This window comes from Amycolatopsis sp. DSM 110486, assembly GCF_019468465.1.
Classification (GTDB): Bacteria; Actinomycetota; Actinomycetes; order Mycobacteriales; family Pseudonocardiaceae; genus Amycolatopsis.
The window spans coordinates 1475737-1502065 of sequence record NZ_CP080519.1 but is presented as its reverse complement, the minus strand read 5'-3'; the positions used below and the strand labels follow the sequence as shown (position 1 = coordinate 1502065).

Sequence of the window (26329 nt, the reverse complement as noted above, 5' to 3'; positions counted from 1 at the left end):
ACGATCCGTTCGACGACCATGAATGCTGCCTTGCTACAGCGGTGGAGTGCGTTATGCGTGAGTTAGACAAGAATCCGGAATCCGGTTTCGGCCAGCGGCTGACGCACTTGCCGCCGGGCGATCGGGCGGCGCTCGTCGCGGACGTGGTGCACAGCGCCACGCGGGCCGCGCTGCGGGCCGTGCTGCCGGAGGTGCCGGCCGTCCTCGACCCGGAGAAGGCGTTCTCCGACCACGGGTTCGACTCGCTGGCGGCGGTGGAGCTGCACGCGCAGCTCACCGACGCCACCGGGCTCGACCTGCCGGTGACGCTCGCGTTCGACCACCCGACCCCGGCCGCGGTCGCGCGGTTCCTGCACGCGCGGGTGTTCGGGGAGGAGACTGTCGACAGTGGACTGATCGCCCGGGGCCGCGACGACGACGAGCCGGTGGCCATCGTCGGCATCGGCTGCCGCTACCCGGGTGGCGCGGCTTCGCCCGAGCAGCTGTGGCAGCTGGTCGCGGACGAGGTGCACACGATCAGCGGCTTCCCGACCGACCGCGGCTGGGACCTCGACAGTCTGTATGACCCGGACCCCGACCGGCCCGGCAGCAGCTACGTCGCCTCCGGCGGCTTCCTGCCCGACGCCGGTGAGTTCGACGCCGGGTTCTTCGGCATCGCGCCGCGCGAGGCGTCGGCGATGGACCCGCAGCAGCGGCTCGTGCTGGAGACGGCGTGGGAAGCGCTGGAGCGCGCGAAGATCGACCCGTCCACGCTGCGCGGCACGCCCGCCGGAGTGTTCATCGGCGCCGAGGCCCAGGAGTACGGCCCGCGCCTGCACGAAGCTCCCGACGGCCTCGACGGCTACCTGCTCACCGGCAACGCGCCGAGCGTCGTCTCCGGCCGCGTCGCCTACTCGCTGGGGCTCGAAGGCCCGACGCTGACGGTCGACACCGCGTGCTCGGGTTCCCTGGTGGCGCTGCACCTCGCCGTGCAGGCGCTGCGTCGCGGGGAGACGCACCTCGCTCTTGCCGGCGGTGTGGCCGTGATGGGCGCGCCCGGCACGTTCACCGCCTTCAGCCGCCAGCGTGGCCTCGCCGAGGACGGGCGGTGCAAGGCGTTCGCCGCGGCGGCCGACGGCACCGGGTTCGCCGAGGGGGTCGGTGTGCTCGTGCTGGAACGGCTCTCCGACGCCGTGGCCAACGGGCACACCGTGCTCGCCGTGGTCCGCGGTTCGGCCATCAACTCCGACGGTGCGTCCAACGGGCTCACCGCGCCCAACGGCCCTTCGCAGCAGCGCGTGATCACGCGAGCGCTGGCCGACGCCGGGTTGACTCCGTCCGAAGTGGACGCGGTCGAAGCGCACGGCACCGGCACGCGGCTCGGGGACCCGATCGAGGCGCAGGCGCTGCTGGCCACCTACGGGCGGGAGCGCGAGACGCCGCTGCTGCTCGGTTCGATCAAATCCAACATCGGCCACACGCAGGCCGCCGCCGGTGTGGCCGGCGTGATCAAGATGGTCGAGGCCATGCGCCGCGGCGTGCTGCCGAAGACGCTGCACGTCGACGCGCCGACCCCGCACGTCGACTGGACCGCCGGTGCCGTCGAGCTGCTCACCGAGACGCGCGAGTGGCCGCTGGTCGAGCGTCCGCGTCGCGCGGGGGTGTCGTCGTTCGGTGTCAGTGGCACCAACGCGCACGTCATCATCGAGCAGGCTCCAGCGCTGGTCGCCGAGGAGACGCCGGCCGAGCAGCTGCCGGTGGTGCCGCTGGTTGTGTCCGCTCGCGATGAGGACGCACTGCGCGCGCAGGCCGCCAAATTGGTGTCCACTGTGGATGCCGAGAATCTGGCCGACCTCGGCTTCTCCCTCGCCACCACGCGCGCCGCGCACGACCACCGCGCCGTCGTCGTCGCCGAGAACGCCGCCGACGCCGTCCGCGGGCTCACCGCGCTGGCCGCGGGGGAGCAGGACGCCGCCGTCGTCACCGGCGAGCGCACGCCGGGCAAGCTCGCGATGCTGTTCACCGGCCAGGGCTCGCAGCGTCTCGCGATGGGCCGGGAGCTCTACCTCGCCTACCCGGTGTTCGCCGAGGTCTTCGACGAGGCCATCGACAACCTCGACGTGCAGATGGACCAGCCGCTGCGCGACGTCCTCTTCGGTGACGACGCCGAGGAGCTCAACCACACGCAGTACGCACAGTGCGCCCTGTTCGCCGTCGAGGTCGCGCTCGCGCGGCTGCTGGAGTCGTGGGGCGTCAAGCCCGACATCCTGCTGGGCCACTCCATCGGCGAGCTCGCCGCCGCGCACATCGCCGGCGTCTGGTCGCTCGCCGACGCGTGCATGGTCGTCGCCGCGCGCGGTCGCCTGATGCAGGCGCTCCCGGAGGGAGGCGCGATGGTCGCGCTCGCCGCGACCGAGGACGAGGTTCAGCCGCTGCTCAACGACCGCGTGAGCATCGCGGCCGTCAACGGTCCGTCGTCCGTCGTGGTCTCCGGTGAGCGCGCCGCCGTCGAGGACGTCGCCGCCGTGTTCCGGCTGCAGGGCCGCAAGACGAGCGAGCTGCGCGTGTCGCACGCGTTCCACTCGCCGCTGATGGAGCCGATGCTGGCCGAGTTCCGCGAGATCCTCGAGGTGGTGGACTACGCGCCGCCGACGATCCCGGTGGTGTCCAACGTGACCGGCCGCCTCGCGAAGCCTGAGGAGCTGTGCTCACCGGGCTACTGGCTGTGGCACGTGCGCCGCGCGGTGCGGTTCGCCGACGGCGTGACGACGCTGGCCGAGGCCGGCGTGACGACCGCGATCGAGGTCGGTCCCGACGCCGTCCTTTCGGCGATGGCCGCCACCGGTCCGCACGCCGGCACCATCGCCTTCACCGCCGCGCAGCGTCGCGACCACGCCGAGGTCACGACCCTCGCCGGCGCGTTCGGCAAGCTGCACACGCGCGGGGTGGCGGTCGACTGGACCGCGTTCTTCGGCCCGGCCCGCCGCGTCGACCTGCCGACGTATGCGTTCCAGCGCAAGCACTTCTGGCTCACCGCTCCCGTTTCGCACGGCGACGCGGCCGACCTCGGTCAGCTCGCGTCGAGCCACCCGCTGCTGGCCGCGGAGATCGGCCTCGCGGGCGACGGGCTCGTGTTCACCGGCCGCGTCGGCCTGAGGACGCACCCGTGGCTGGCCGACCACACCATCGCCGGCACCGCGGTGCTGCCCGGCACGGCGTTCGTCGAGATGGCGCTGCACGCCGGCGAGCAGGCCGGTTGCGGCGTGCTCGACGAGCTGACGCTGCAGGCGCCGCTCGCGCTGCCGGAGACCGGCGGGGTCGCGCTGCAGGTCGTCGTCGGCCCGGAGGACGACGGCCGCCGCACCATCGAGTTCCACTCGCGTCCCGACCACGACGCCGATGCCGCCTGGACCCGCCACGCCGTGGGTGTCCTCGCGACCGGCCCGGTCGTCGAACCGGCGAGCCTGACCGAGTGGCCGCCCGCCGGGGCCGAGGTCGTCGCCACCGCCGAGCTGTACGGCGAGCTGGCCGAGCAGGGTTACGGCTACGGCCCGCTGTTCCAAGGCCTGCGCACGGCGTGGCGACAAGACGACGTCGTGTACGCCGAGGTCGCGCTGCCGGCGGAGAAGGATGCCGCGTTCGGGATCCATCCGGCGCTGCTCGACGCAGTGCTGCACGCCACCGACTTCGCCCCGGGCGAAGCGAGGGAGGCCGACGAGATCCGCCTTCCGTTCGCGTGGACCGGCGTGCGGCTGCACGCGTCGGGCGCGACCGAGGTGCGAGTGCGCATCACGTCGCCCGCCACCGGTGGCGTCACGCTGGAGATCGCCGATCCGGCCGGTGCGCCCGTGCTGTCGGTCGAGTCGTTCCGTTCGCGGGCGGTCCGCGGCGCCGACCTCGGTACTCAGGCGCGGGACCTGCTCTACACCGTGGAGTGGACGCCGGTCACGTCCGACGCCGAGCTTCCGACGCTCGCCGCGCTCGGCTCCGTCGCCGGCCTCGACGTGCCGGTCGCCGACGCGCTGGTGTCGCTGGTGGACGTTCCGCAGGCCGTGCTGCTGCCGGTTTCGGTGCGGGGCAAGAACGTCGCCACGGCCGCCAAGCAGGCCGCGCACCGGGTGCTCGCCGTGCTGCGGCCGTGGCTGGAGAACGAGCGCTACGTTTCTTCGCGGCTGGTCGTGCTGACCCGCGGTGAGCTGGCCGACTCCGCGGTGCGGGGCCTGGTCCGTTCGGCGCAGGCCGAGCACCCGGGCCGCGTGGTGCTGATCGAAGGCGCGGTCACGCCGGGGACACTGGCCACGGCGCTCGGCTCGGGTGAGCCGGAGCTGCGGATCGAGGGCAGCGCGGTGCACGCGGCCCGCCTGGTGCGGCTCACCGCCGACGCCGAGCGCCCGACGTGGTCGGCCGAGGGCACCGTGCTCATCACCGGCGGCACGGGTGGCCTGGGCGCGCAGGTCGCGCGCCACCTCGTGACGAACCACGGTGTGCGCAGCCTCCTGCTGGTCAGCCGCCGCGGTGCCGACGCTCCGGGCGCGGCCGAGCTGGTCGCGGACCTGCGGGAGCTGGGTGCGAGCGTGACGGTGGCCGCGGCTGACGTGAGCAAGAAGCGCTCGCTGTCCGCCGCGCTGAAGAAGGCCGAGCAGCCGCTGTCCGCCGTCGTGCACACCGCCGGCGTGCTGGACAACGCCATGATCGGCTCGCTGACCGAAGAGCGGCTCGACGCCGTGCTGGCACCGAAGGTCGACGCGGCCTGGCACCTGCACGAGCTCGTCGGTGACGTCTCCGCGTTCGTGCTGTTCTCGTCCTCGGCGGGCCTCGCCGACGGTGCGGGCCAGGCGAACTACGCGGCGGGCAACACCTTCCTCGACGCGCTGGCCGAGTACCGCTGCACCGAAGGCAAGATGGCCACGTCGCTTGCGTGGGGCTTGTGGGCGCCGGACGCGGGCGAAGCCCTGGGCATGGGCGCCACACTGTCCGAAGTGGACCGCAACCGCATCGCACGGCTGGGTCTCGCGCCGCTGACGGTGACCGAAAGCCTGGCCGCGCTCGACGCGGCGCTGGCCTCGGGCGCGCCGGCCGTGGTGCCGACGCGCATCGACCGCTCCGCGCTGCGGGCCCGGGGTGAGGACGTCCCGGCCGTGCTGCGGGGCCTCGCGCCGGCCGGCCGTCGCCGGGCTGCCGCCACGGTCGTGTCGGGTGAACTCACGCCGGAGCAGCAGTTCGCCGGCCGGTTCGCCCACCTCGGTGAGGCCGACCGCGACCGCGCGGTGCTGGACCTGGTGCGCACGCACGTCGCGGCCGTGCTCGGCCACGACAGCGCGGACGCCATCAACCCGGCCCGTCCGTTCGGCGAGATCGGGTTCGACTCGCTGGCCGCGGTGGAGCTGCGCAACATCCTCGACTCCGTCACCGGCATGCGCCTGCCCGCCACCCTCGTCTTCGACTACCCGACGCCGCGCGCGCTTGCCGAGTACCTCGTGGGCCGGCTGGCCGGACTCGCGCCGGCGCGGCCGATCGCGCCGGTCACCACGGTGGATCCGGAGGAGCCGATCGCGATCGTCGGCATCGCCTGCCGCTACCCGGGTGGCGTGACCACGCCGGAGGACCTGTGGCGGCTGGTCGCCGAGGGCGAGGAGGCACTGACCCCGTTCCCGGCCGACCGCGGCTGGAACGTCGACGCGCTGTACGACCCGGAGCCCGGCAAACCCGGCCACTCCTACGTCAAGCACGGCGCCTTCCTGCACGACGCCGCCGAGTTCGACGCCGACTTCTTCGAGATCAGCCCGCGTGAGGCCGCCGCCATGGACCCGCAGCAGCGGCTGCTGCTCGAGGTGTCGTGGGAGGCGTTCGAACGGGCGGGCATCGACCCGGTTTCCCTGCGCGGCAGCGCGACCGGCGTGTTCGCCGGCGTGATGTACCACGACTGGGGCACCCGCCTCGGCACGGTGTCCGACGACATCGCCGGATACCTCGGCAACGGCAGCCTCGCCAGCGTCGTCTCCGGCCGCGTGTCCTACGCGCTGGGACTGGAGGGCCCGACGGTCACGGTCGACACGGCCTGCTCGTCTTCGCTGGTCGCCCTGCACTGGGCGGCGCAGGCGCTGCGCCGCGGCGAGTGCACGCTGGCCCTGGCCGGCGGTGTCACGGTGATGTCCACTCCGGACACCTTCGTCGACTTCTCCCGCCAGCGCGGGCTTTCCGCCGACGGCCGCTGCCGCTCGTTCGCCGACGCGGCCGACGGCACCGGCTGGGGCGAGGGCGCGGGCATGCTGCTCGTCGAGCGCCTGTCCGACGCCCGCCGCAACGGGCACCCGGTCCTCGCGCTGCTGCGCGGCTCCGCGGTGAACCACGACGGCGCGTCCAACGGCCTCACCGCACCCAACGGTCCCTCGCAGCAGCGCGTGATCACTCGCGCGCTGGCCGACGCGGGCCTGACGCCGTCCGAAGTGGACGCCGTCGAAGGCCACGGCACCGGCACCACGCTGGGCGACCCGATCGAGGCGCAGGCGCTACTGGCCACCTACGGCCAGGAGCGCGAAGAGCCGCTGTGGCTGGGCTCGATCAAGTCCAACATCGGCCACACGCAGGCCGCGGCCGGTGTCGCGGGCATCATCAAGATGGTCCTGGCGATGCAGCACGAGCAGCTGCCGCGCACGCTGCACGTCGACCGTCCGTCCACTGTGGTCGACTGGGCCGCGGGTTCGGTGCGGCTGCTCACGCAGCAGCAGGACTGGGCGGCCAACGGCCACCCGCGTCGCGCGGCTGTGTCATCGTTCGGCATCAGTGGCACCAACGCCCACGTGATCCTGGAGCAGGCTCCCGAGATCGAGCGCGAGCAGCCGGCGGAGACGCAGGCGGTCGTGCCGGTCGCGCTGTCCGGCCGGTCCGCCGCCGCGGTGCGCGGGCAGGCGGCGCGGCTGCGGACGTGGCTGGCCGAGCACGAGAACGTCGGAGTCGCGGAGATCGCGCGATCGGTGGCCGCGACCAGGGCTTCGCTGGAGCACCGGGCGGTGGTCGTCGCGGCGACCGCGGCCGAGCTGGCCGACGGGCTCGACGCCGTCGCCACCGGAGCGGCCGAGCCGGACCAGGTCGCGGACGGGAAGCTCGCCTTCCTGTTCTCCGGCCAGGGTGCGCAGCGCGTGGGCATGGGCCGTGAGCTGTCCGAGGCCTACCCGGTGTTCGCCGAAGCCTTCGACGCTGTGTGTGCCGCCGTCGACCGGCACACCGACGTGCCGCTGCGCGACGTCGTCTTCGGCACCACCGCGCTCGCCGACCGCGGGCTGCTCGACCAGACGCAGTACACGCAGACCGGCCTCTTCGCCGTCGAGGTCGCGCTGTTCCGGCTCGCCGAGTCCTGGGGGATCGTTCCCGACGCGCTCGCCGGCCACTCCATCGGCGAGCTGGCCGCCGCGCACGTCGCCGGGGTGCTCTCCCTCGACGACGCCGCCAAGCTGGTCGCCGCCCGAGGCCGCCTGATGGGGGCGCTGTCCGAGCGGCCGGGCGCAATGGTCGCGTTCGCCGCGCCGGAGGACACCGTGCGTGAGCTGCTGGCCGGGCACGACGACGTGAGCATCGCCGCCGTCAACGGGCCCGCCGCCGTGGTGATCTCGGGTGACGCCGACGTGGTCGCGGAGATCGAGCGCCTGGCCGGCGACATCCAGACTCGCCGGTTGCGCGTGAGCCACGCGTTCCACTCGCCGCTGATGGACCCGATGCTCGACGAGTTCGCCGCGGTCGCCGCCGGGCTCACCTACGCGGCGCCCCGGATCCCGATCGTCTCCACCGTCACCGGCCGCGCGGCCACCGACGAGGAGCTGCGCTCGCCGGAGTACTGGGTCACGCACGTCCGCGAGACCGTGCGCTTCGGCGCGGCGGTCGAAACGCTGGCCGGCAGCGGCGTCCGGACGTTCCTCGAGCTCGGGCCCGACAGCGTGCTGTCGGTGCTCGGTCCGCAGAGCGCCGAGGACAGCCACGCCAACACTGTGTTCGTTCCTTTCAACCGGCGTGACCAGGACGAGGTCCGCACGGCGCTGACCGCCGTCGGCCGCCTGCACACGAGGGGCGCGGCCAAGCTCGGCCCGTTGCTCGGCGACGGCCCGGTGCGGCTCGACCTGCCGACGTACGCCTTCCAGCACAAGCGTTACTGGCTCGACGCCACGCCGTCCGGCGACGTCACGGCCGTCGGCCAGCAGCCGCTGGCGCACCCGATGCTGGGCGCGGTCGTGCCGCTGTCCGGTTCGGACACGACGGTGCTCACCGGCCGCCTCTCGGCCGCGTCGGTGCCGTGGCTGGCCGACCACGTGGTCAAGGGCGCGATCCTCGTGCCCGGCACCGGTCTGCTGGAGCTGGCCGCGACGGCCGGCGACCAGGTGGGCCTGCCGGTGGTGGAGGAGCTGACGCTGCAGGCGCCGCTCGTCCTGCCGCCCGACGGCGCGGTCGCGCTGCAGGTCGTGGTCGGCCCGACCGCTGACGATCGTCGTCCGGTCACCGTGTTCTCCCGCCCGGCCGACACCGAGGGCGAGTGGACGCAGCACGCGCTCGGCACGCTCTCGGCCGTCAGCCGGCCCGAGCCCGCCGGGCTCACCGAGTGGCCGCCGCCGGGGGCGAGCGTGATCCCGGTCGAGGGCGCCTACGAGCTGCTCGCCGACCGCGGTTACGGCTACGGCCCGGCGTTCCAGGGTCTGAAGGCCGCGTGGCGCCGTGGCAACGAGGTGTTCGCCGAGGTCGCGCTGCCGGAACCGGCCGCGGCCACGGCCGGCGCCTACGGCCTGCACCCCGCACTGCTCGACACCGCCATGCACGCCGACCTGCTCGGCGACCCCAGTGGTGCGACGCTGCTGCCGTTCGTGTGGAACGGCGTGACGCTGCACGCCGTCGGCGCCGCGGTGCTGCGCGTGCGGATCGTCCGCCTGGACGGCGACGAGCTCTCGGCCATCGAGGTCGCCGACAGCGAGGGACGGCCGGTCGCGACGATCGAGTCGCTCGTGTCGCGGCCGGTGCAGAAGGAGCTTTCGGTCGCACCGGACACTGTGGACGGTTCGCTGCTGAAGATCGCCTGGCAGCCCGTCACCTCGCCCGCCGCCGACACCACCGTTGTGGCCGTCGGCCGCGGCCGGGTCGGCGTGGCCGCCACCTACGCCGGGTTCGCGGACCTGATCGGGGCCGTCGACCGCGGTGAGCCGGTGCCTGAGCTGGTGACGCTGTCGGTGCCGGAACGCGCCGGCGACGTGCCCGAGGTGTCCCGCGAGAACGCGGCTTGGCTGCTGGCGGAAATCCAGGCCTGGCTGGCCGAATCGCGGTTCGCGGGCACGAAGCTCGCGGTTGTCACGCACTCCGCGACGGCAGCCGGAAACGCAGGAGTCGACGTCACCGAAGGCGCCCTCTGGGGCCTGGCTCGCGCCGCGCAGGCCGAGCACCCGGGCCGGGTGTTCATCGTGGACGCCGACACCGCGACCACACCCGAGGACATCGCGGCCGCGGTCGCGTCGGGGGAGCCGGAGTCCGCGGTTCGCGCGGGTTCGGTGCTCGTGCCGCGGTACGCACGCACCGAGACCACCGGGGTCTCCCCGTTCGGCGAAGGAACGGTGCTGGTGACCGGCGGCACCGGCGGGCTCGGCAGCCTGCTGGCGCGCTACCTCGTCGCCGAGCACGGCGTGCGCGATTTGGTGCTCACCAGCCGCCGCGGCCTCGACGCCCCGGGTGCCGCGCAGCTGGCCGACGACCTCACGGACCTCGGCGCCACGGTCACGGTCGCGGCGTGCGACGTCGCCGACCGCGCGGCTGTCGCGGAGCTGCTCGACGCGTTGCCGCGGCTGTCCGCCGTGGTCCACGCGGCGGGCACGGCCGACAGCGGGGTCCTCGACTCGCTCACCGCGGACCAGCTGCACTCCGTGCTCAAGCCCAAGGTCGACGCCGCCTGGCACCTGCACGAGCTGACCGCTTCGCGTGAGCTGTCCGCGTTCGTGCTGTTCTCCTCCGCCGGTGGCCAGGTGCTGCCCGCGGGCCAGGCGAACTACGCCGCGGCCAACGCGTTCCTCGACGGTCTCGCGCAGTACCGCCACGCGGCGGGCCTGCCCGCGACCGCGCTGGCGTGGGGTCTATGGGCCGAGAACACCGGCCTCGGCGGCGACCTCGCCGAAGCCGACCTCGCCCGCATGGCCCGGCTCGGCCTGCCCGCGGTCACCGCGGAGCAGGGGCTGGCACTGTTCGACGCCGCGGTGGCCACGGAAGACGCCGTGGTCGCGCCGCTGCGCGTTGACATTTCGGCGCTCAAGGCGCGCACGGACGAGCTGCCGGCTCTGCTGCGCGGCTTCGTCCCGCCGAAGGCACGCCGTGTGGCCAAAACCAAGGCCGCGAGCGGGGACAACGCCCTGGCGAACGAACTGGCCGCCCTGGTGGAGAGCGAACGCGACCGCGTGCTGCTGGACCTCGTCCGCACGCAGGTCGCCACCGTCCTCGGCTACGCGGACAAGTCCGAAGTGGACGGAACCCGCGCGTTCAAGGAGCTCGGGTTCGACTCCCTGGCGGCGGTGGAGCTGCGCAACCTGCTCGGCACCGCCACGGGCCTGTCGCTCCCGGCGACGCTTATCTTCGACCACCCGACCGCCAAGGCCGTCGCCGACTTCGTGAAGGGCAAGCTGCTCGGCGCGGTCACCAAGAAGCCGACCACGCGCACCAACGCCGCCGGTGTTTCCATGCAGGAACCCATCGCCATCGTCGGCATGGCCTGCCGCTACCCCGGTGGTGTGCGGTCGCCCGAGGACCTGTGGCGGCTGCTCGTCGACGAGGTCGACGCGGTCAGCGGCTTCCCGACCAACCGCGGCTGGGACACCGAGGGCATCTACGACCCCGAACGCGGCAAGCGCGGCAAGACCTACGCCAACCAGGGCGGGTTCCTGCACGACGCCGCCGAGTTCGACCCGGCGTTCTTCGGCATCGGCCCGCGTGAGGCCATGGCGATGGACCCGCAGCAGCGCCTGCTGCTGGAGGCGGCGTGGGAGGCCATCGAGCGCGCCGGCATCGACCCGACGGCGCTGCGTGGCAGCCTGACCGGCGTCTTCACCGGCGCCATGTACGACGACTACGGCAGCCGCGCCCCCGGCGCGCCCGCCGACGTCGCCGCCTACATCCCCAACGGCAGCTCGGGCGCGGTCGTCTCCGGCCGCATCTCCTACCTGCTGGGGCTCGAGGGCCCGTGCATGACGGTGGACACGGCGTGCTCGTCTTCGCTGGTCACGCTGCACCTCGCGGTGCAGGCGCTGCGGGCGGGCGAGTGCGGGCTGGCGCTGGCCGGCGGCGTGACGGTGCTCTCGCAGTCGGACCTGTTCGTCGACTCCAGCCGCCAGGGCGTGCTCTCGCCCAACGGTCGCTCGAAGTCCTTCTCCGCCGCGTCCGACGGCGTCGGCTGGGCCGAGGGCGCGGGCCTGCTCCTGCTCGAACGGCTCTCCGACGCGCAGCGCAACGGCCACGAGGTGCTCGCCGTGGTCCGTTCGAGCGCGGTGAACCAGGACGGCGCGTCCAACGGGCTCACCGCCCCGAACGGCCCTTCGCAGGAACGCGTGATCCACGCGGCGCTCGCCGCCGGTGGGCTGCGTCCGTCCGAAGTGGACGCCGTCGAGGCGCACGGTTCGGGCACGAAGCTGGGTGACCCCATCGAGGCGCAGGCCCTGCTGGCCACCTACGGCCAGGACCGGCCCGAGGGACACCCGCTGTACCTGGGTTCGGTGAAGTCGAACATCGGCCACGCGCAGGCCTCCGGTGGTGCGGCCGGCGTGATGAAGGTCGTGCAGGCACTGCGGCACAACCTGCTGCCGCGGACGCTGCACGTCGACGCGCCGTCGCCGGTCGTCGACTGGACGACGGGGGACATCGAGCTGCTGACCGAGGCCCGGCCGTGGCTGCCGAACGGGCGACCGCGGCGTGCCGGTGTCTCGTCCTTCGGCATCAGCGGGACCAACGCGCACATCATCATCGAGGAGGCGCCGCCGTCCACTGTGGAGGCGCCGCGGGCCAGTGCTCCGGCGCTGCCGGTGGTGCCGCTGCCGCTCGCGGGTTCGGTGGGCCAGGCGCTGGCCGACCAGGCCGCTCGGCTCGCCGAGCACCTGCGGGCCGACCCGGAGCTGAACCTGACCGACGTCGCGTACTCGCTCGCCACCGGCCGCGCGGCGCTCGACCACCGCGCGGTGGTGCTGGCCGCCGACCGCGAGGCAGCGCTGAAGGCACTCGACGGACTCGCCACCGGCGGGACCCCGGCGGGCACCGTGACCGGCACGATCAGCGCGGCCGACCTGACCGCGTTCCTGTTCACCGGCCAGGGCGCGCAGCAGCCAGGCATGGGCCGCGGGCTCTATGAGGCCTTCGGAGTGTTCGCCGGCGCGTTCGACGAGATCTGTGGTCTCTTCGACGGCGACATTCGCAGTCTCTCCGAGACGGACGTACCGCTCAAGCAGGTGATCTGGGCCGAGAAGGGCTCCGACGACGGGAAGCTGCTCAACCAGACCGCCTACACGCAGTGCGCGCTGTTCGCGATCGAGGTCGCGCTCTACCGCCTGGTCGAGTCGTGGGGCGCCGCGCCCGACTACGTGGCCGGGCACTCGATCGGCGAGCTCGCCGCGGCCCACGTGGCCGGGGTGCTGTCGCTGGCCGACGCCTGCACGCTGGTCGCCGCTCGCGGCCGGCTCATGCAGGCGCTGCCGAGCGGAGGTGCGATGGCCGCGATCGCCGCCACGGAAGACGAGGTGCGAGCCGCACTGCCGTCCGACGTCGACGTCGCCGCGGTCAACGGCCCGCGCTCGGTCGTGATCTCCGGGCCGGAAGCGTCGGTGCGGGCGGCCATGACCGTGTTCGCAGACGCCGGCCGCCGCACGAAGCAGCTGGTCGTGTCGCACGCGTTCCACTCGGCGCTGATGGAGCCGATGCTGGCGGAGTTCACGAAGGTGGCCGAAAGCCTCACCTACTCCGCGCCGGCGATCCCGGTGGTGTCCAACGTGACCGGGCAGATCGCCACGGCCGCCGAGCTGTGCTCGCCCGCCTACTGGGTGGGGCACGTCCGGGAAGCCGTGCGGTTCGCCGACGGGGTCACGACGTTGCTGGGCGCCGGCGTCACGAGGTTCGTGGAGCTGGGCCCGGACGCGGTGCTCACGGGCATGGCCCGCGAGAGCGACACCGCGGCGGCCGAGCGGCCGGACCGCGTGGTGCAGGTGCCGGCGATGCGGCGCGGCCGCGACGAGGTGACCACGCTGTTCACCGCGCTCGGCACGCTGTACTCGCGCGGAGCGACTCTGGACTGGCGGGCGCTGTTCGCCGGCCGCGGTGCGTCCACTGTGGACCTGCCGACGTACGCGTTCCAGAACAAGTCCTACTGGCTCGACGCGACCAAGGGCACCGGCGACGTGGGTTCGCTGGGCGCCAAGTCCGCCGCGCACCCGCTGCTGGGCGCGCTGGTGGAGCTGCCCGACGGTGGCGCGGTGCTCACCGGCCGCCTGTCCACGGCGACGCAGCCGTGGCTGGCCGACCACGTGGTGATGGGCCGCACGATGCTGCCCGGCACGGCGTACGTCGAGCTGGCCGCGCACGCCGGGGACCAGGTCGGGGCCGCGGTGCTGGAAGAGCTGACCCAGCAGGCACCACTGCTCCTGCCCGAGGACGGCGTGGACCTGCGCGTGGTCGTCGGGGCTCCGGACGCGACCGGCCGCCGGCAGTTCTCGGTGCACTCGCGGGCCGCCGAACGCGGCGCCTGGACGCAGCACGCGGCGGGCACGCTCACCACCGGAACACCGGCCGCGGAGTTCGACCTGGCGGCCTGGCCGCCGGCAGGCGCGGAAGCTGTGGACCTGACCGGGCTGTACGACGACCTCGCGGGCCTGGGCTTCGGCTACGGTCCGACGTTCCGGAACCTGCGCGCGGTCTGGCTGCACGAAGGTGAGGTGTTCGCCGAGGTCGCGCTGCCCGAGGGCACGGCGGCCGGCGAGTTCGGCCTCCACCCGGGGCTGCTCGACTCCGCGCTGGGCGCGACGGACTTCCTCGTGCCGGGCGGGCCGAAGGCGCTGACCGAGACGACCATCCCGTTCGCGTGGAACACCGTCTCGCTGTTCGCGGCCGGTGCGACGGCGCTGCGGGTGCGGGTGCGCAAGACGGAGAGCGGTTCCGAGCTGGCGCTCGCCGACGCGGCCGGTGCGCCCGTCGCGTGGATCGAGTCGCTGGTCACTCGGCCGGTGTCGGAGAGCCAGCTCGGCGCGAAGGTGCCGGACTCGCTCTACCGCATCGACTGGGTGCCCGCGTCGGGCGTGCGGCTGGCGCCGTCGATCGACGGCTGGGCCGTGCTCGGCGCCGACGACAGCGCTTCTGACGAACTCGGCCTCGGCCTGCCGGTCCACGCCGAGCCGGTGGCGGCCGACGTGCTGGTGCTGCCGGTTGCGACCGAGGACGGCGACGTGCCGGCCCGCGTCCACGCGACCGTGCAGAAAACGTTGGCGCTGTTGCAAAACTGGCTCGGCCGGTTCGACGACGGCAAGCTCCTGGTCGTCACCCGCGGCGCGGTCGAGGCGGACACGCCGGACCTGGCGCAGGCGCCGGTCTGGGGTCTGGTGCGAGCCGCGCAGGCGGAGAACCCGGACCGGATCCAGCTGGTCGACGTGGACGGCAAGGCCGAGTCCGCGCAGGCGCTGCCCGCGGTGGCGGCTTCGGGTGAGCCCGAGGCGGTCGTCCGTGCCGGTGAGGTGCGCGTGCCGCGGTTGGTGCGCGTGACCGAGATCGGCGAATCGCTCGAGTGGAACCCGGACGGCACGGTGCTCATCACCGGTGGCGCCGGTCTGCTCGGCGGGCTGCTGGCCCGGCACCTGGTCGCTCGCGGCGCCCGGGACCTCGTCCTCACGAGCCGGCGGGGCCTCGACGCCCCGGGCGCTCGGGAGCTGGTCGAGGAACTCGCCGGGCAAGGCGCGAACGTCACGGTGGCCGCGTGCGACGTCACCGACCGCGCCGAGCTGGCGGGGCTGCTGGAGACGCTGCCGAAGCTCACCGCCGTGGTCCACGCGGCGGGGCAGATGGACAGCGCGGTGCTCGGTGCCCTCACCCCGGAGCAGGTCGAGACCGTGCTGCGGCCGAAGGTCGACGCGGCCTGGCACCTGCACGAGCTCACGGCGTCACGTGACCTGGCGGCGTTCGTCCTCTACTCGTCGGCAGGCGGCCTGTTGCTGGCCGCGGGGCAGGCCAACTACGCGGCGGGCAACGTGTTCCTCGACGCGCTGGCCGAGCACCGGGCGGCGCAGGGCCTGCCGGCGACCTCCCTGGCCTGGGGTCCGTGGGAAGGCACCGACGGCGAGGTCGACCTGGCGCACATCGCCCGGTACGGCGTCGCGGAGCTGACCGCGGAAGACGGGCTCGCGTTGTTCGACGCCGCGCTCGCGGCCCGGCAGCCGGCACTCGTGCCGGTGGAGCTGGCCGACCTGAAGGAAGCCGACCGCGTGGCCCCGCTCCTGCGTGGCCTGGTGGCGGCGCCGTCCCGGCGAGCGGCGACGGCCGCGGTGACCACCGCGCCGGAAGCCGGTTTCGTCGATCGGGTCGCCGCGCTGCCGGCGAGCGAGCGGGAAGCGGCGGCGCTGCAGCTGGTCTGTGAGCACGCGGCGGCGGTCCTGGGATACGACGACGCGTCCGCAGTGGGGGTCGAGAAGGGCTTCACAGACCTCGGCATCGACTCGCTGGCGGCGCTGGAACTGCGCAACCGGCTCGGGGCGGCGACGGGGCTGCGGCTGCCGGCGACGCTGATCTTCGACTACCCGAGCCCGCTCCCGCTGGCCCGTCACCTGCTGGCGGAGCTGCTGCCGGAGTCCGAACAGGACAGTGCGATCGAGGAGAACGACGAAGCCGCGTCCGCAGTCGCGGCGATGGACCTGGCCGACCTGGTCCGCTCCGCGATGGGTGGCGACCAGACCGACGAACGAGGTGAGTCCCGGTGACCCAGTCCCCGTCGACCGAGCAGATCGTCGCCGCGCTGCGGCAGTCCATGACGGACAACGAACGGCTCAAGGCGGAAAACAAGAAGCTCTCCGCCCAGCTGCACGAGCCGATCGCGATCATCGGCATGGGCTGCCGCTACCCCGGTGGTGTCACGACTCCGGACGAGCTGTGGCAGCTGGTCGCCGGCGGTGTCGACGCGATCGGCGAGTTCCCGGCCGATCGCGGCTGGGACACCGCGTCGATCCACGACCCCAGTGGTTCCCGGCCCGGCACGACGTACTCGAACGAAGGCGGTTTCCTGCACGAAGCCGCTGACTTCGAGCCCGAGTTCTTCGGGATCTCGCCGCGTGAGGCGCTCACGCTCGACCCGCAGCAGCGCGTGCTGCTGGAGACGGCGTGGGAAGCCGTGGAGCGCGCCGGGATCGTGCCGGCGACGCTGCGCGGCACCAGCACCGGTGTGTTCACCGGCGTGATGTACCACGACTACGGCGCGGGCAGCAGCGACGGCAGCCTCATCTCCGGGCGTGTCTCGTACACGCTCGGGCTCGAAGGACCGTCGGTGTCGGTGGACACGGCGTGCTCGTCTTCGCTGGTCGCCATGCACCTCGCGGCGCAGGCACTGCGGCGCGGCGAGTGTTCGCTGGCGCTGGCCGGCGGCGTGACGGTGATGGTGACGCCGGACATGTTCGTGTACTTCAGCGAGCAGCACGGGCTGTCCTCCGACGGGCGCTGCAAGGCGTTCGGCAGCGGCGCCGACGGCGTCGGCTGCTCCGAGGGCGCCGGGATGCTGCTGCTGGAGCGGCTTTCGGACGCCCGCCGTAACGGTCACCACGTGCTCGCCGTGCTGCGCGGCAGCGCGGTGAACTCCGACGGCGCGTCGAGCGGCATCACCGTGCCCAACGGCCCGGCGCAGCAGCGCGTGATCCGCGCGGCGCTGGCCGACGGTGGCCTCGATCTGTCCGATGTGGACTTCGTCGAGGCGCACGGCACCGGCACGAAGCTGGGTGACCCGATCGAGGCGCAGGCGCTGATCGCGACGTACGGCAAGGTGACGACGCCCGATCGGCCGCTGTACGTCGGCTCGTTCAAGTCGAATGTCGGGCACACGCAGGCCGCGGCCGGCGTCGGTGGTGTGATCAAGGTGGTGGAGGCGCTGCAGCGTGGTGTCCTGCCGCGCACGCTGCACGCCGCGGAGCCGTCGCCGCACGTCGACTGGTCCGACGGCACGGTCGCGTTGCTCGCGGACGAGCGGGCGTGGCCGGAGACGGGGCGCGCGCGGCGGGCCGCGGTGTCGTCGTTCGGCATCAGCGGCACGAACGCGCACGTGATCGTGGAGCAGGGCGACCCGGCTCCGGAGCCTTCGGCCGAGGGCGGGCCCGTGACGTGGCTGTTCTCGGCCACCGGGCCCGACGCCATGCGGGCGCAGGCGGGCCGGCTGGCGGAGGTTTCGGGCTCGGCCGCGGACGTCGGGCTGTCGCTGGTGACCACGCGGACGTTGGCCGAGTACCGGGCCGGTGTCGTGGCGGCCGATCGCGTCGGTGCGGTGCGGGCGTTGACGGAGTACGCCGCCGGGCGCGCGCCGGCCGGAGTTGTCGAAGGTGTCGCGGCGCCGCGGAAGACGGCGTTCCTGTTCACCGGCCAGGGCGCGCAGCGGGCCGGGATGGGGCTGGAGCTGGCGTCGGCGTATCCCGTCTTCGCCGCCGCGCTGGACGAGGTTGCCGCCGAGCTGGACCCGCACCTGGACACGCCGCTGCGCGAACTGCTGGCGGACGCGGCGAAGCTCGACGAGACCGGCTACACACAGCCGGCGCTGTTCGCGGTCGAGGTCGCGGTGTTCCGGCTCCTGGAAGCGTGGGGGGTGCGGGCGGACCGGCTGGTCGGGCATTCGATCGGCGAGCTCGCGGCCGCGCACTGCGCCGGGGTGTTCTCGCTGGCCGACGCGTGCCGGCTGGTGGCCGCGCGGGCGCGGTTGATGCAGGCGCTCCCCCGCGGCGGCGCGATGGTCGCGGTGCGGGCGACGGAGGACGAGGTCCGGCCGCTGCTCACCGACGGCGTCGGGATCGCCGCGGTCAACGGGGCCGATTCGGTCGTGCTGTCCGGGGTCGAGGACGCGGTGCTCTCGGTCGCGGAGAAGTTCGCGCGGACGTCGCGGTTGCGGGTGTCGCACGCGTTCCACTCGCCGTTGATGGAGCCGATGCTGGCCGAGTTCGCCGCGGTGGCGGCGGAGGTGAGCTACTCGGCGCCGGCGATTCCGGTCGTGTCCACGGCCGGTGGCGATCTGTCCACTCCGGACTACTGGGTGCGGCAGGTGCGTGAGGCGGTGCGGTTCGCCGACGCCCTGCGCGCGGTGCTGGACGACGGCGTGAGCACGTTCGTCGAGGTCGGGCCGAGCGCGGTCCTCACGGCGATGGGGCAGAGCTGCCTGGCCGGCGACGAGCGGGCGACGTTTGTGCCGGTGCTGCGCAAGGACCGGCCGGAGGCCGAAAGCGCGGCCACGGCGGTCGCGACGCTGTTCACGGCCGGCGTGCCCGTCGACTTCGAGGCGTTCTACGCCGGGGCGCACCGCGTGGAGCTGCCGACGTATGCGTTCCAGCGCAAGCGTTATTGGCTCGACAACCCGACCGGCGCCCGCGTGCGTGGCGTGGCCGAGGTCGGCCAGCGCGAGGCGGGGCACCCGTTGCTGGGTGCCGTCGTGGTCGCGGCGGACTCGGGTGGCGCGGTCCTCACGGGCAAGCTTTCGCTGAGCGCGCAGCCGTGGCTGGGCGATCACGTGGTGCAGGGAGCGGCGTTGTTCCCGGGCACGGCGTTCGTGGAGCTGGCCGTGCGGGCCGGCGACGAGGTCGGGTGCGCCCGGCTCGACGAGCTGACGCTGGCCGCGCCGCTGATCCTGCCCGAGCAGGGCGGCGTGCGGCTGCAGGTCACGGTCGGCGCGGAAGACGAAGACGGCACGCGGTCGCTGGGGATCTACTCGCAGGCCGACGGCGCTGACGAGTGGGTTCAGCACGGTAGCGGCCGTCTTTCGTCCACTGTGGACGCGATTCCGGAAGCCGCCGAGTGGCCGCCGGCGGGGGCGGTCGAGATCGACGTGACCGGCCGCTACGACGAACTCGCGGCCCAGGGCTTCGACTACGGGCCGGTGTTCGCCGGACTGCACCGCGTCTGGCAGGTGGGTGACCGGCTCGCGGCCGAGGTGGCCGTGCCGGAGCACGCGAACGCCGAGGCCTTCGGCTTGCACCCCGCGTTGCTGGACGCCGCGTTGCACACGATCGGCCTCGCCGGACCGACGGAGGACAAGCCGGTGCTGCCGTTCGCGTGGTCCGGGGTGTCGCTGCACGCCGGTGGCGCGTCGAGCCTGCGGGTGCTGATCTCCTCCGACGTCGAGAACACGGTGTCGCTGACGGCGACTGACCCGAGCGGTTCGCCGGTGCTGAGCGTCGAAGCGCTGGCGCTGCGGCCGATCGCCGACGACGCGTTCGCGCCGGCCGGGCGTTCGGCGGTGGACGACTCGCTGTTCCGCGTCGAATGGCCGGCGTGGTCCGGTGAGCCGGCCGCCGCCGTGACGTCGGCGGTGCTCGGTGAGGACGTCTTCGGTCTCGGTGGACAGTCATTCGCGGACCTCGAATCGCTGGTTGCCGGGATCCGTGGTGGCGACGCGGTCGCGGACGTGGTGTTCGTGCCGTTTGCCGAGCCCGGGGAGGCCACACCGGCAGGAGCACGCGAAGCCGTGCACCGGCTGCTGGCGCTGGCGCAGGCGTGGGTCGGAGAAGAAATGCTGAGTGCGTCGCGGCTGGTCGTCGTGGCGCGCCGCGCGATCGGCACCCGCCCGGACGAGGCCGTGGCCGACCTGACGCACGCGGCGCTCTGGGGTGTCGTGCGGACCGCGCAGCTGGAGTACCCGGACCGGTTCATGGTCCTGGACCTGGACGACGGACCGGTGCCGGTCGCCGAGGCCCTCGGGGCGATGTACGCCGACGAGCCCGGTGTGGCCGTGCGCGACGGCCAGGTGCTGGTGCACCGGCTGGCCAAGTTCGTGCCGGACGAAAAGCCGGTGCACCTCGACGGAACCGTGCTGGTCACCGGGGCGACTGGCGTGCTGGGCAAGCTGATCGCGCGGCACCTGGTGACGTCGTACGGTGTGCGGGACCTGCTCCTGACCAGCCGACGGGGACTCGATGCGCCTGGTGCGCTGGAGTTCGTGGCTTCCCTGGAGGAGCTGGGAGCTTCCGTCTCGCTGGTCGCGTGCGATCTGGCTTCGCGTGCCGCGGTGGTTTCGCTGCTGGACGGCGTTTCCCTGTCCGCGGTGATCCACACGGCCGGTGTGGTCGACGACGGCGTGCTGCTGTCACTGACTCCGGAGCGGATGGACGCGGTGCTGCGGCCGAAGGTCGACGCCGCGTGGCACCTGTCGGAGCTGACGGCGTCGATGGACCTGGCGGCCTTCGTGCTGTACTCGTCGGCCGGCGGCACGCTGGGCGCGGCCGGTCAGGCGAACTACTCGGCGGCCAACGTGTTCCTGGACGCGCTGGCGCAACACCGCGTCGCGGCCGGGCTGCCGGGCGTTTCCCTGGCCTGGGGGCTGTGGTCCGAGGGCGGCATGTCCGGCGAGCTCGGCGACACCGACCTCATCCGCATGGCCCGCTCCGGCGTCTTCGGTCTGTCCTTTGCGGACGGTCTGGAGCTGTTCGACGCCGTTTTCGGCACGACGGAACCCGCGTTGGTGCCGGTGCGGCTGGACATGTCCGGGCTGCGAGCCGACGCGCACAGCGTGCCGGCGATGCTGCGGGGGCTGGTCAAACGGTCGACGCGGCGTCGGGTCGAGGTGGTCGACGACTCGTGGGGCCGCGTTTCCTCGCTGCCCGCCGGAGAACGTCCGCGGGCCGTCGTGGAGCTGGTTTGCGGGACCGCCGCGGTGGTGCTCGGACATGACAACGCCGGTGCCGTCGACCCGCGCAAGGGCTTCATCGAGCTCGGCTTCGACTCGTTGACGGCGATCGAGCTGCGCAATCGCCTCGACGTGGTGACCGGGCTGCGGCTGCCGGCCACGCTGATCTTCGACTACCCCTCGGTGGAGGTACTGGCCGAGTTCCTCGCGGAGTCAGTGGAGGACGGCCCGTCCGATGTCGAGGTGCGGGTGGAGGAGCTGGTGGCGGCGCTGCGGAGCGCCGACGCCGACGTGCGGGGCAAGGTCCTGGAGCGGCTGAAGACCGTCGTGGGGGAGTTCTCCGAGGACGACGAGGTCGAAGACGCCAGCGCCGACGAGCTGTTCGCGATGCTGGACGAGGAGCTCGGCGCGCGGTAATCAGCCGAGAGAAGCGGGCCGTCCACAGTGGATGCTGTGGGCGGCCCGTTTCGTGTGTCCGGGGAGCGGAGCGGCAAGCGCTCGACGCTCGGGGAAGGACGCGGATCGCGGGCCTGGGACCGTGGTGTCCCAGGGCGTTCTGACGCGTCCGGAGGGGGCGGCTTGGAGAAGTGCGACGGCAGCCGCGGCCGCCCTGGTGCTCAGGCCTCGGTGAGCAGGCCGAGGGAGCACAGCGAGCCGGCCAGCGCGATGATGTCGTAGCGCGTGTCCTCCTCGTCGGTGCCCCACAGGGCGGACAGGACGGCCGCGGCCCGGTCGACGTCACCGTTCTGCTGCTTCAGCGCGATCCACATCGCCGCGGCGACGGGCTCGCACTCGATCTGGCGGCGGGTGGCGCGGCAGGTGAGCTCGAGGTGGCCGTTGGGGAGCATCCGCTGGGTGACGCCGGGAGCGGTCTGGATGGCCATCATGACTACCTCCGAGGGAAGTGGTTCCGGGTGTTTCCTTGATGTACCTAGTTTCGCGGAACCGGGCCCGCCGGACCATGGGGTCGGCACCTGAACGCCAGGTGGGGTTTACCCACCCCTACCGCGGTGCCCGATCGGGGGTTGCGCGCTGCCACCGAGCCAGGGTCGTGGCGACCGAGCCCACGACGTCGTCGAGCTGGCTATTGAGGTAGAAGTGCCCGCCCGGGAACACGACGACGTCGCAGCTCGCGGTGGTGTGGGCGCGCCAGGCGCCGGCCTCGTCGAGGTCGGTCACGGGGTCGGTGTCGCCGACGAGGACGTGGATGGGGCACCGCAACTCGGCACCGGCGTCGTGGCGGTAGGTCTCCACGGCCGTGTAGTCGCCTCGGACCGCGGGCAGCACCATGCGGAGCAGCTCGTCGTCGCCCAGCACGGCGGTGTCGGTGCCGCTGAGCTCCTTCAACGCGGCGATGAGGCCGTCGTCGTCGCGCTGGTGCACGTACTCGATGCGCTGGGCCGAAGGGGCGCGGCAGGCCGAGGCGAACAGGCCGATCAGCTCCGCGCCGCGGGCCTCGAGCCGGCGGGCGACCTCGTAGCCCAGCGTCGCGCCCATGCTGTGGCCGAACAGCGCCACGGGCCGGTCGAACCACGGGCCGAGGTCGTCGGCGAGCGCGTCGGCCATGGCGGCCAGGTCGTCGAAACAGCGTTCGCCACGGCGGTCCTGGCGGCCCGGGTACTGCACGGCGACGACGTCGGCGGGCAGCCCGGCGGCGATGGCCGCGCGGGAGAACGGGAAGTAGGCGGTCGCCGAGCCGCCGGCGTGCGGCAGGCACACCAGCCGCACGCAAGCGTCCTCGACCGGGTGGAAGCGCCGGACCCAACGACTGGTTTTTTCGTTCACGGCAGTCACAGTTCAGGAAGTGTTCGGGCCGGCGCGCGCGTGGGCAACCCCTACCGCCCCGGGAAGTGGTTGGGGCGCAAGGAAACCCGCAGCGACAGAACGTGACGTGATCACCCCTTCGGGTGACTTTAGATCGGGGTTGGTTGCCCTTAGGGGGTCACTGCGAGTCTCGGAGTCGCAGGAAGATGACCAGTGGGTCGAGGAGCTTGCGATGGGCGTGAACTGGGGGCAGAACCGCCGAACCGATCCGCAGGAGGCAGTGGGGTTTCTGGAAGGCCTGCTGATCGAATGCGACGCCGGTGCGGGGGAGACCGTGCTGGTGGGCGGCGGTCCGGCCAGCGGCAAGACACAGGTGCTGAACCAGGTGGTGGCACGGGCGAAGGAGCTGGGCATCCTCACGCTCACCGCGACCGGCGCGGCCGACGAGCGTGAGGTGGACGGCGGCGTGATCGACCAGCTACTGGCCGGTCCCGCGCTGCCGAAAGCCGTGGCACAACAACAAGACAAGATCACCGAGCTGTGCGGCGCGCTGCACAGCGTGGCCCGCGAACGGCCGGTGCTGGTGGCTGTCGACGACCTCCACCACGTGGACGAGACGTCGGCACGGCTGCTGCTGAGGTTGCAGCGGCGCACCCGTTCGGCCGCACTGCTGCTGGTGCTGACGCAGCCGGACACGTGGTACGCCGACGGCGGCCTCGAGTTCGCGTCGCAGCCGCATCGCCACGTGCAGTTGACGCCGCTGTCGATCGCGGCGATCGCCGAACTCGTGGCGGAAGGCGGACCCCGTGCGTATGACGGGCTGCCCGAGCAGATCCACGAGCTCAGCGCCGGCAACCCGTTGCTGGTCACCGCGCTCGTGGACGCGTTCCGCAGCAGCACCGACTCCGGCTCGGCCTACTCCGAGGCCGTGCAACGGCTGCTGCACCGCTACGGCTCACCGATGCGTGAGGTCGCGACCGCGATCGCGGTGCTGGACACCGACGTCACCACCGAAGCCGTGGCCACCGTCGCCGGCGTGGACCCGCTCGACGCGGAGACGTCGGCCGGGCTGCTGGCCGAATCGGGCCTGGTCGCCGGCGTGCGGTTCCGGCAGCAGCCGGCCGCGGCCGCCGTGGTCGGCGGGCTGCGCGGCTCGGAGAAGGTGCGTCTGCACGCCCGCGCCGCCGAGGTGAAGCACGCCCGGGGCTTGCCGGCCGCCGACGTCGCCCGCCACCTCGTGGCCGCCGACGAGGCGAAACCCGAGTGGGCGCTGCCGGTGCTGGTGGAAGCGGCGGAGCAGGTGATGCTCGGCGACGACGTCGAGTTCGCGACCCGCTGCCTCAAGCTCGCGGCGTCCGTGACCACCGCCGCGTGGGAGCAGCAGACGATTTCCCAGCTGCTCGCGAAGATCACCTGGCGCGTCAACCCGGCCGCGGCGGCGCCGCATCTGGCTTCACTGCGCGCGGCGGGCGACGCGCTCGACCTGTCCGACCGGATCGCGCTCGCGCGGCAGTCGCTGTGGTTCGGTGAGCGGGACACCTTCGAGGGCGCCTTCGCGGCCCTGGACGCCGACGTCGAACCGCTCGACCCGCGCACGGCCGCCGAGCTGACGTTGGCCGGGCACTGGCACTACGGCGTCGCCCCGGCGGCCCCGAGCGCCGACGACCCGTGGCTGCACACCGCGAACACGCTCGCCTCGGTGTGGCACACGGGCGCGACCGAGGCGACGTCGGCGTGCGCGGAGCAGATCTTGCAGAACTGCCGGCTTTCGGACACTTCGCTCGAAGCGCTGGGCACCGCGATCGTCGCGCTCGCCTACGCCGACAAAGCCGACCGCGCCGAAGGCTGGTGCACGTCGCTGAGCGAAGAGGCCGAATACCGCGGCGCGGTGACGTGGAAGGCGATGCTCGACGCGCTCGGCGCGAGCCTGGTGCTGCGCCGGGGTGACGTCGCCGCGGCGACGGACCGGGCGAACCGGGCGCTGGCCCTGCTCGACGCGCCCAACTGGGGCGTCGCGATCAGCTACCCGCTCGCCACGCTGCTCTCGGCGCACACCGCGGCCGGAGCGTTCAAGGCCGCCGCGGCCGTGCTTCGGCAGCCGTTGCCGGAGGCGGTGTTCGCCACGCTCGGTGGCGTGCGCTACCTGCGGGCCCGTGGCCAGTTCCACCTGGCCACCAACCGTGGTCTGGCCGCGGTCAGTGATTTCCAGCAGTGCCAACGGATCCTGCGTGAGCAGGAGCTCGACCTGCCGACAGTCGTGCCGTGGCGCACCGACCTCGCCGAGGCCAACCTGAAGCTGGGCAACCCGACGCTCGCCGTCGAGCTGGCCAAGCAGCAGCTCGCGAGCGCGGCGCCGACCGACGCGTACTCGCGCGGTTCGGCCTTGCGGGTCCTGGCTTTCGCCGGTGATTCCGCCGGCCGGGCGGGTCTGCTCAACCGGGCCGCCGAAGCGTTCAAGGCCTCGGGCGACCGGCTGGAGCTGGCCCGCACGACGCGGGCGCTCAACCAGCTCGGCCAGCGCGCGGAACGCTCCGCGGGCCTGGTCAAGCCGGTGCACGTGCCGCGCCAGGCCACGCGCGCGGCGACGTCGAGACCCATGCCGCCCCGGCCCGTCGCCCCGCGCACGGAGGTGACGCCCGCGCAGACGACGCTCAGCGAAGCCGAGCTGCGCGTCGCCGAGCTGGCGGCCCACGGGCGCACCAACCGGCAGATCGCGGAGACGCTCTACATCACCGTGAGCACGGTGGAGCAACACCTGACCCGGGTCTACCGCAAACTGGGCGTCGCCGGGCGCGCCGCACTGGCCGGCGAGCTCGCCGGCGCCGACAGCGGGCAGTGAGGGATCCGGTGGTGCTGACCGAGATCGAGCTGCGGGTGGCGGACCTCGCCGCGCACGGCACGAGTGTCCCCGCGATCGCGGACCTGCTGGGAGTCTCCGCGAACGCGGTGGCCGACCACCTCACGGCCGTGTACCTCAAGCTCGGGCCGGCGGTGGCCTGAACTTCACGTGGGGGTGAGCGGGCCTCGGCCGGATAGGGTGAGGCGGTGCTGGGAGTGGTCGAGCGGCTGTGGCGGTATCCGATCAAGTCCACCGGCGGGGAGCGGCTGGACGACGTCGTGGTCGAGTCACGAGGGTTCGCGGGTGACCGCGGGTGGGCCGTGCGGGACGCCGACGGGAAGTTGGGGTCCGGCAAGAACACCCGCCGGTTCCGCCGCATGCCGGGGCTGCTCCTGCTGGGTTCCCGTTGTCCGGAGGGACTCGGCGAACCGCACCTGCTCGATCCGGCCGGACAGGCGGTGACCGACAGCGAAGCGTTTCTGCGGGCGTACCTGCGCCGTGACGACGTGGTGCTGGCACGCGAGGGAGAAGTGTCGCACTTCGACGAGTTGCCGCTGAGCGTGCTGACGACGGCGACCCTCGACTGGGCCCGGCGGGCCCTGCCCGGTGTGGCCGTCGACGAGCGCCGGTTCAGGCCGAACATCCTGCTGCGCACCCCGCCCGGCACCGCGCCCTTCGTCGAGGACGAGTGGCTCGGCGAAACCGCCGTGCTCGGCGGAGGAACGCTGATCGAGTTCGTTCGGTCCAGCGAACGCTGCGTCATGGTCAACGAGGCTCAGCCCGACCTGCCGCGATCCTCCCAGGTGCTCAAGACGATCGCCGCCGTGCACGACAACCGCCTCGGCGCGCTGGCCCGGGTACTCACCTCGGGCCGGGTGGCGCTCGGCGCCCCGCTCGCGTTTGCCTGACGT

The 26329-nt window shown here is 73.2% G+C and carries 7 protein-coding genes; 5 read left to right on the top strand and 2 right to left on the bottom strand.

The window, feature by feature from the left end; translation table 11 throughout:
* Positions 1-53: 53 nt before the first annotated feature.
* Together K1T34_RS07115 and K1T34_RS07110 are read left to right on the top strand one after the other, a co-directional pair.
* Positions 54-15932 carry a type I polyketide synthase gene (locus tag K1T34_RS07115; RefSeq protein WP_220243489.1) on the top strand — a complete coding sequence of 5293 codons (15879 nt, stop codon included), beginning with the start codon at positions 54-56 and terminating at the stop codon, positions 15930-15932.
* Positions 15929-21232: a type I polyketide synthase gene (locus tag K1T34_RS07110; RefSeq protein ID WP_220243488.1), complete on the top strand. Its 5304-nt coding sequence runs from the start codon at positions 15929-15931 to the stop codon at positions 21230-21232. The genes K1T34_RS07115 and K1T34_RS07110 overlap by 4 nt, the downstream gene beginning before the upstream one ends.
* A 200-nt stretch (positions 21233-21432) precedes the next feature.
* Here the strand turns inward: K1T34_RS07110 and K1T34_RS07105 are convergent, their stop codons facing one another.
* Positions 21433-21699 carry a hypothetical protein gene (locus K1T34_RS07105; protein ID WP_255638370.1) on the bottom strand — a complete coding sequence of 89 codons (267 nt, stop codon included), beginning with the start codon at positions 21697-21699 and terminating at the stop codon, positions 21433-21435.
* A 118-nt stretch (positions 21700-21817) separates the two neighbouring features.
* Positions 21818-22600 (bottom strand): thioesterase II family protein, encoded by a 783-nt coding sequence (locus K1T34_RS07100; RefSeq protein WP_220243486.1) that lies wholly within the window; start codon positions 22598-22600, stop codon positions 21818-21820.
* A 211-nt stretch (positions 22601-22811) separates the two neighbouring features.
* Here K1T34_RS07100 and K1T34_RS07095 point away from each other — a divergent pair, with 211 nt between their 5' ends.
* Genes K1T34_RS07095 through K1T34_RS07085 form a run of 3 tightly spaced genes read left to right on the top strand, consistent with a single transcriptional unit; the run spans position 22812 to position 26326 of the window.
* Complete coding sequence (locus tag K1T34_RS07095) at positions 22812-25418, top strand: LuxR C-terminal-related transcriptional regulator (protein ID WP_220243485.1); 2607 nt, start codon at positions 22812-22814, stop codon at positions 25416-25418.
* An 11-nt stretch (positions 25419-25429) separates the two neighbouring features.
* Entirely contained in the window at positions 25430-25579 is a 150-nt protein-coding gene (locus K1T34_RS07090; protein WP_220243484.1) for a LuxR C-terminal-related transcriptional regulator, read from the top strand.
* Between the two features lie 45 nt (positions 25580-25624).
* Positions 25625-26326: an MOSC domain-containing protein gene (locus K1T34_RS07085; RefSeq protein WP_255638369.1), complete on the top strand. Its 702-nt coding sequence runs from the start codon at positions 25625-25627 to the stop codon at positions 26324-26326.
* Positions 26327-26329 lie beyond the last annotated feature (3 nt).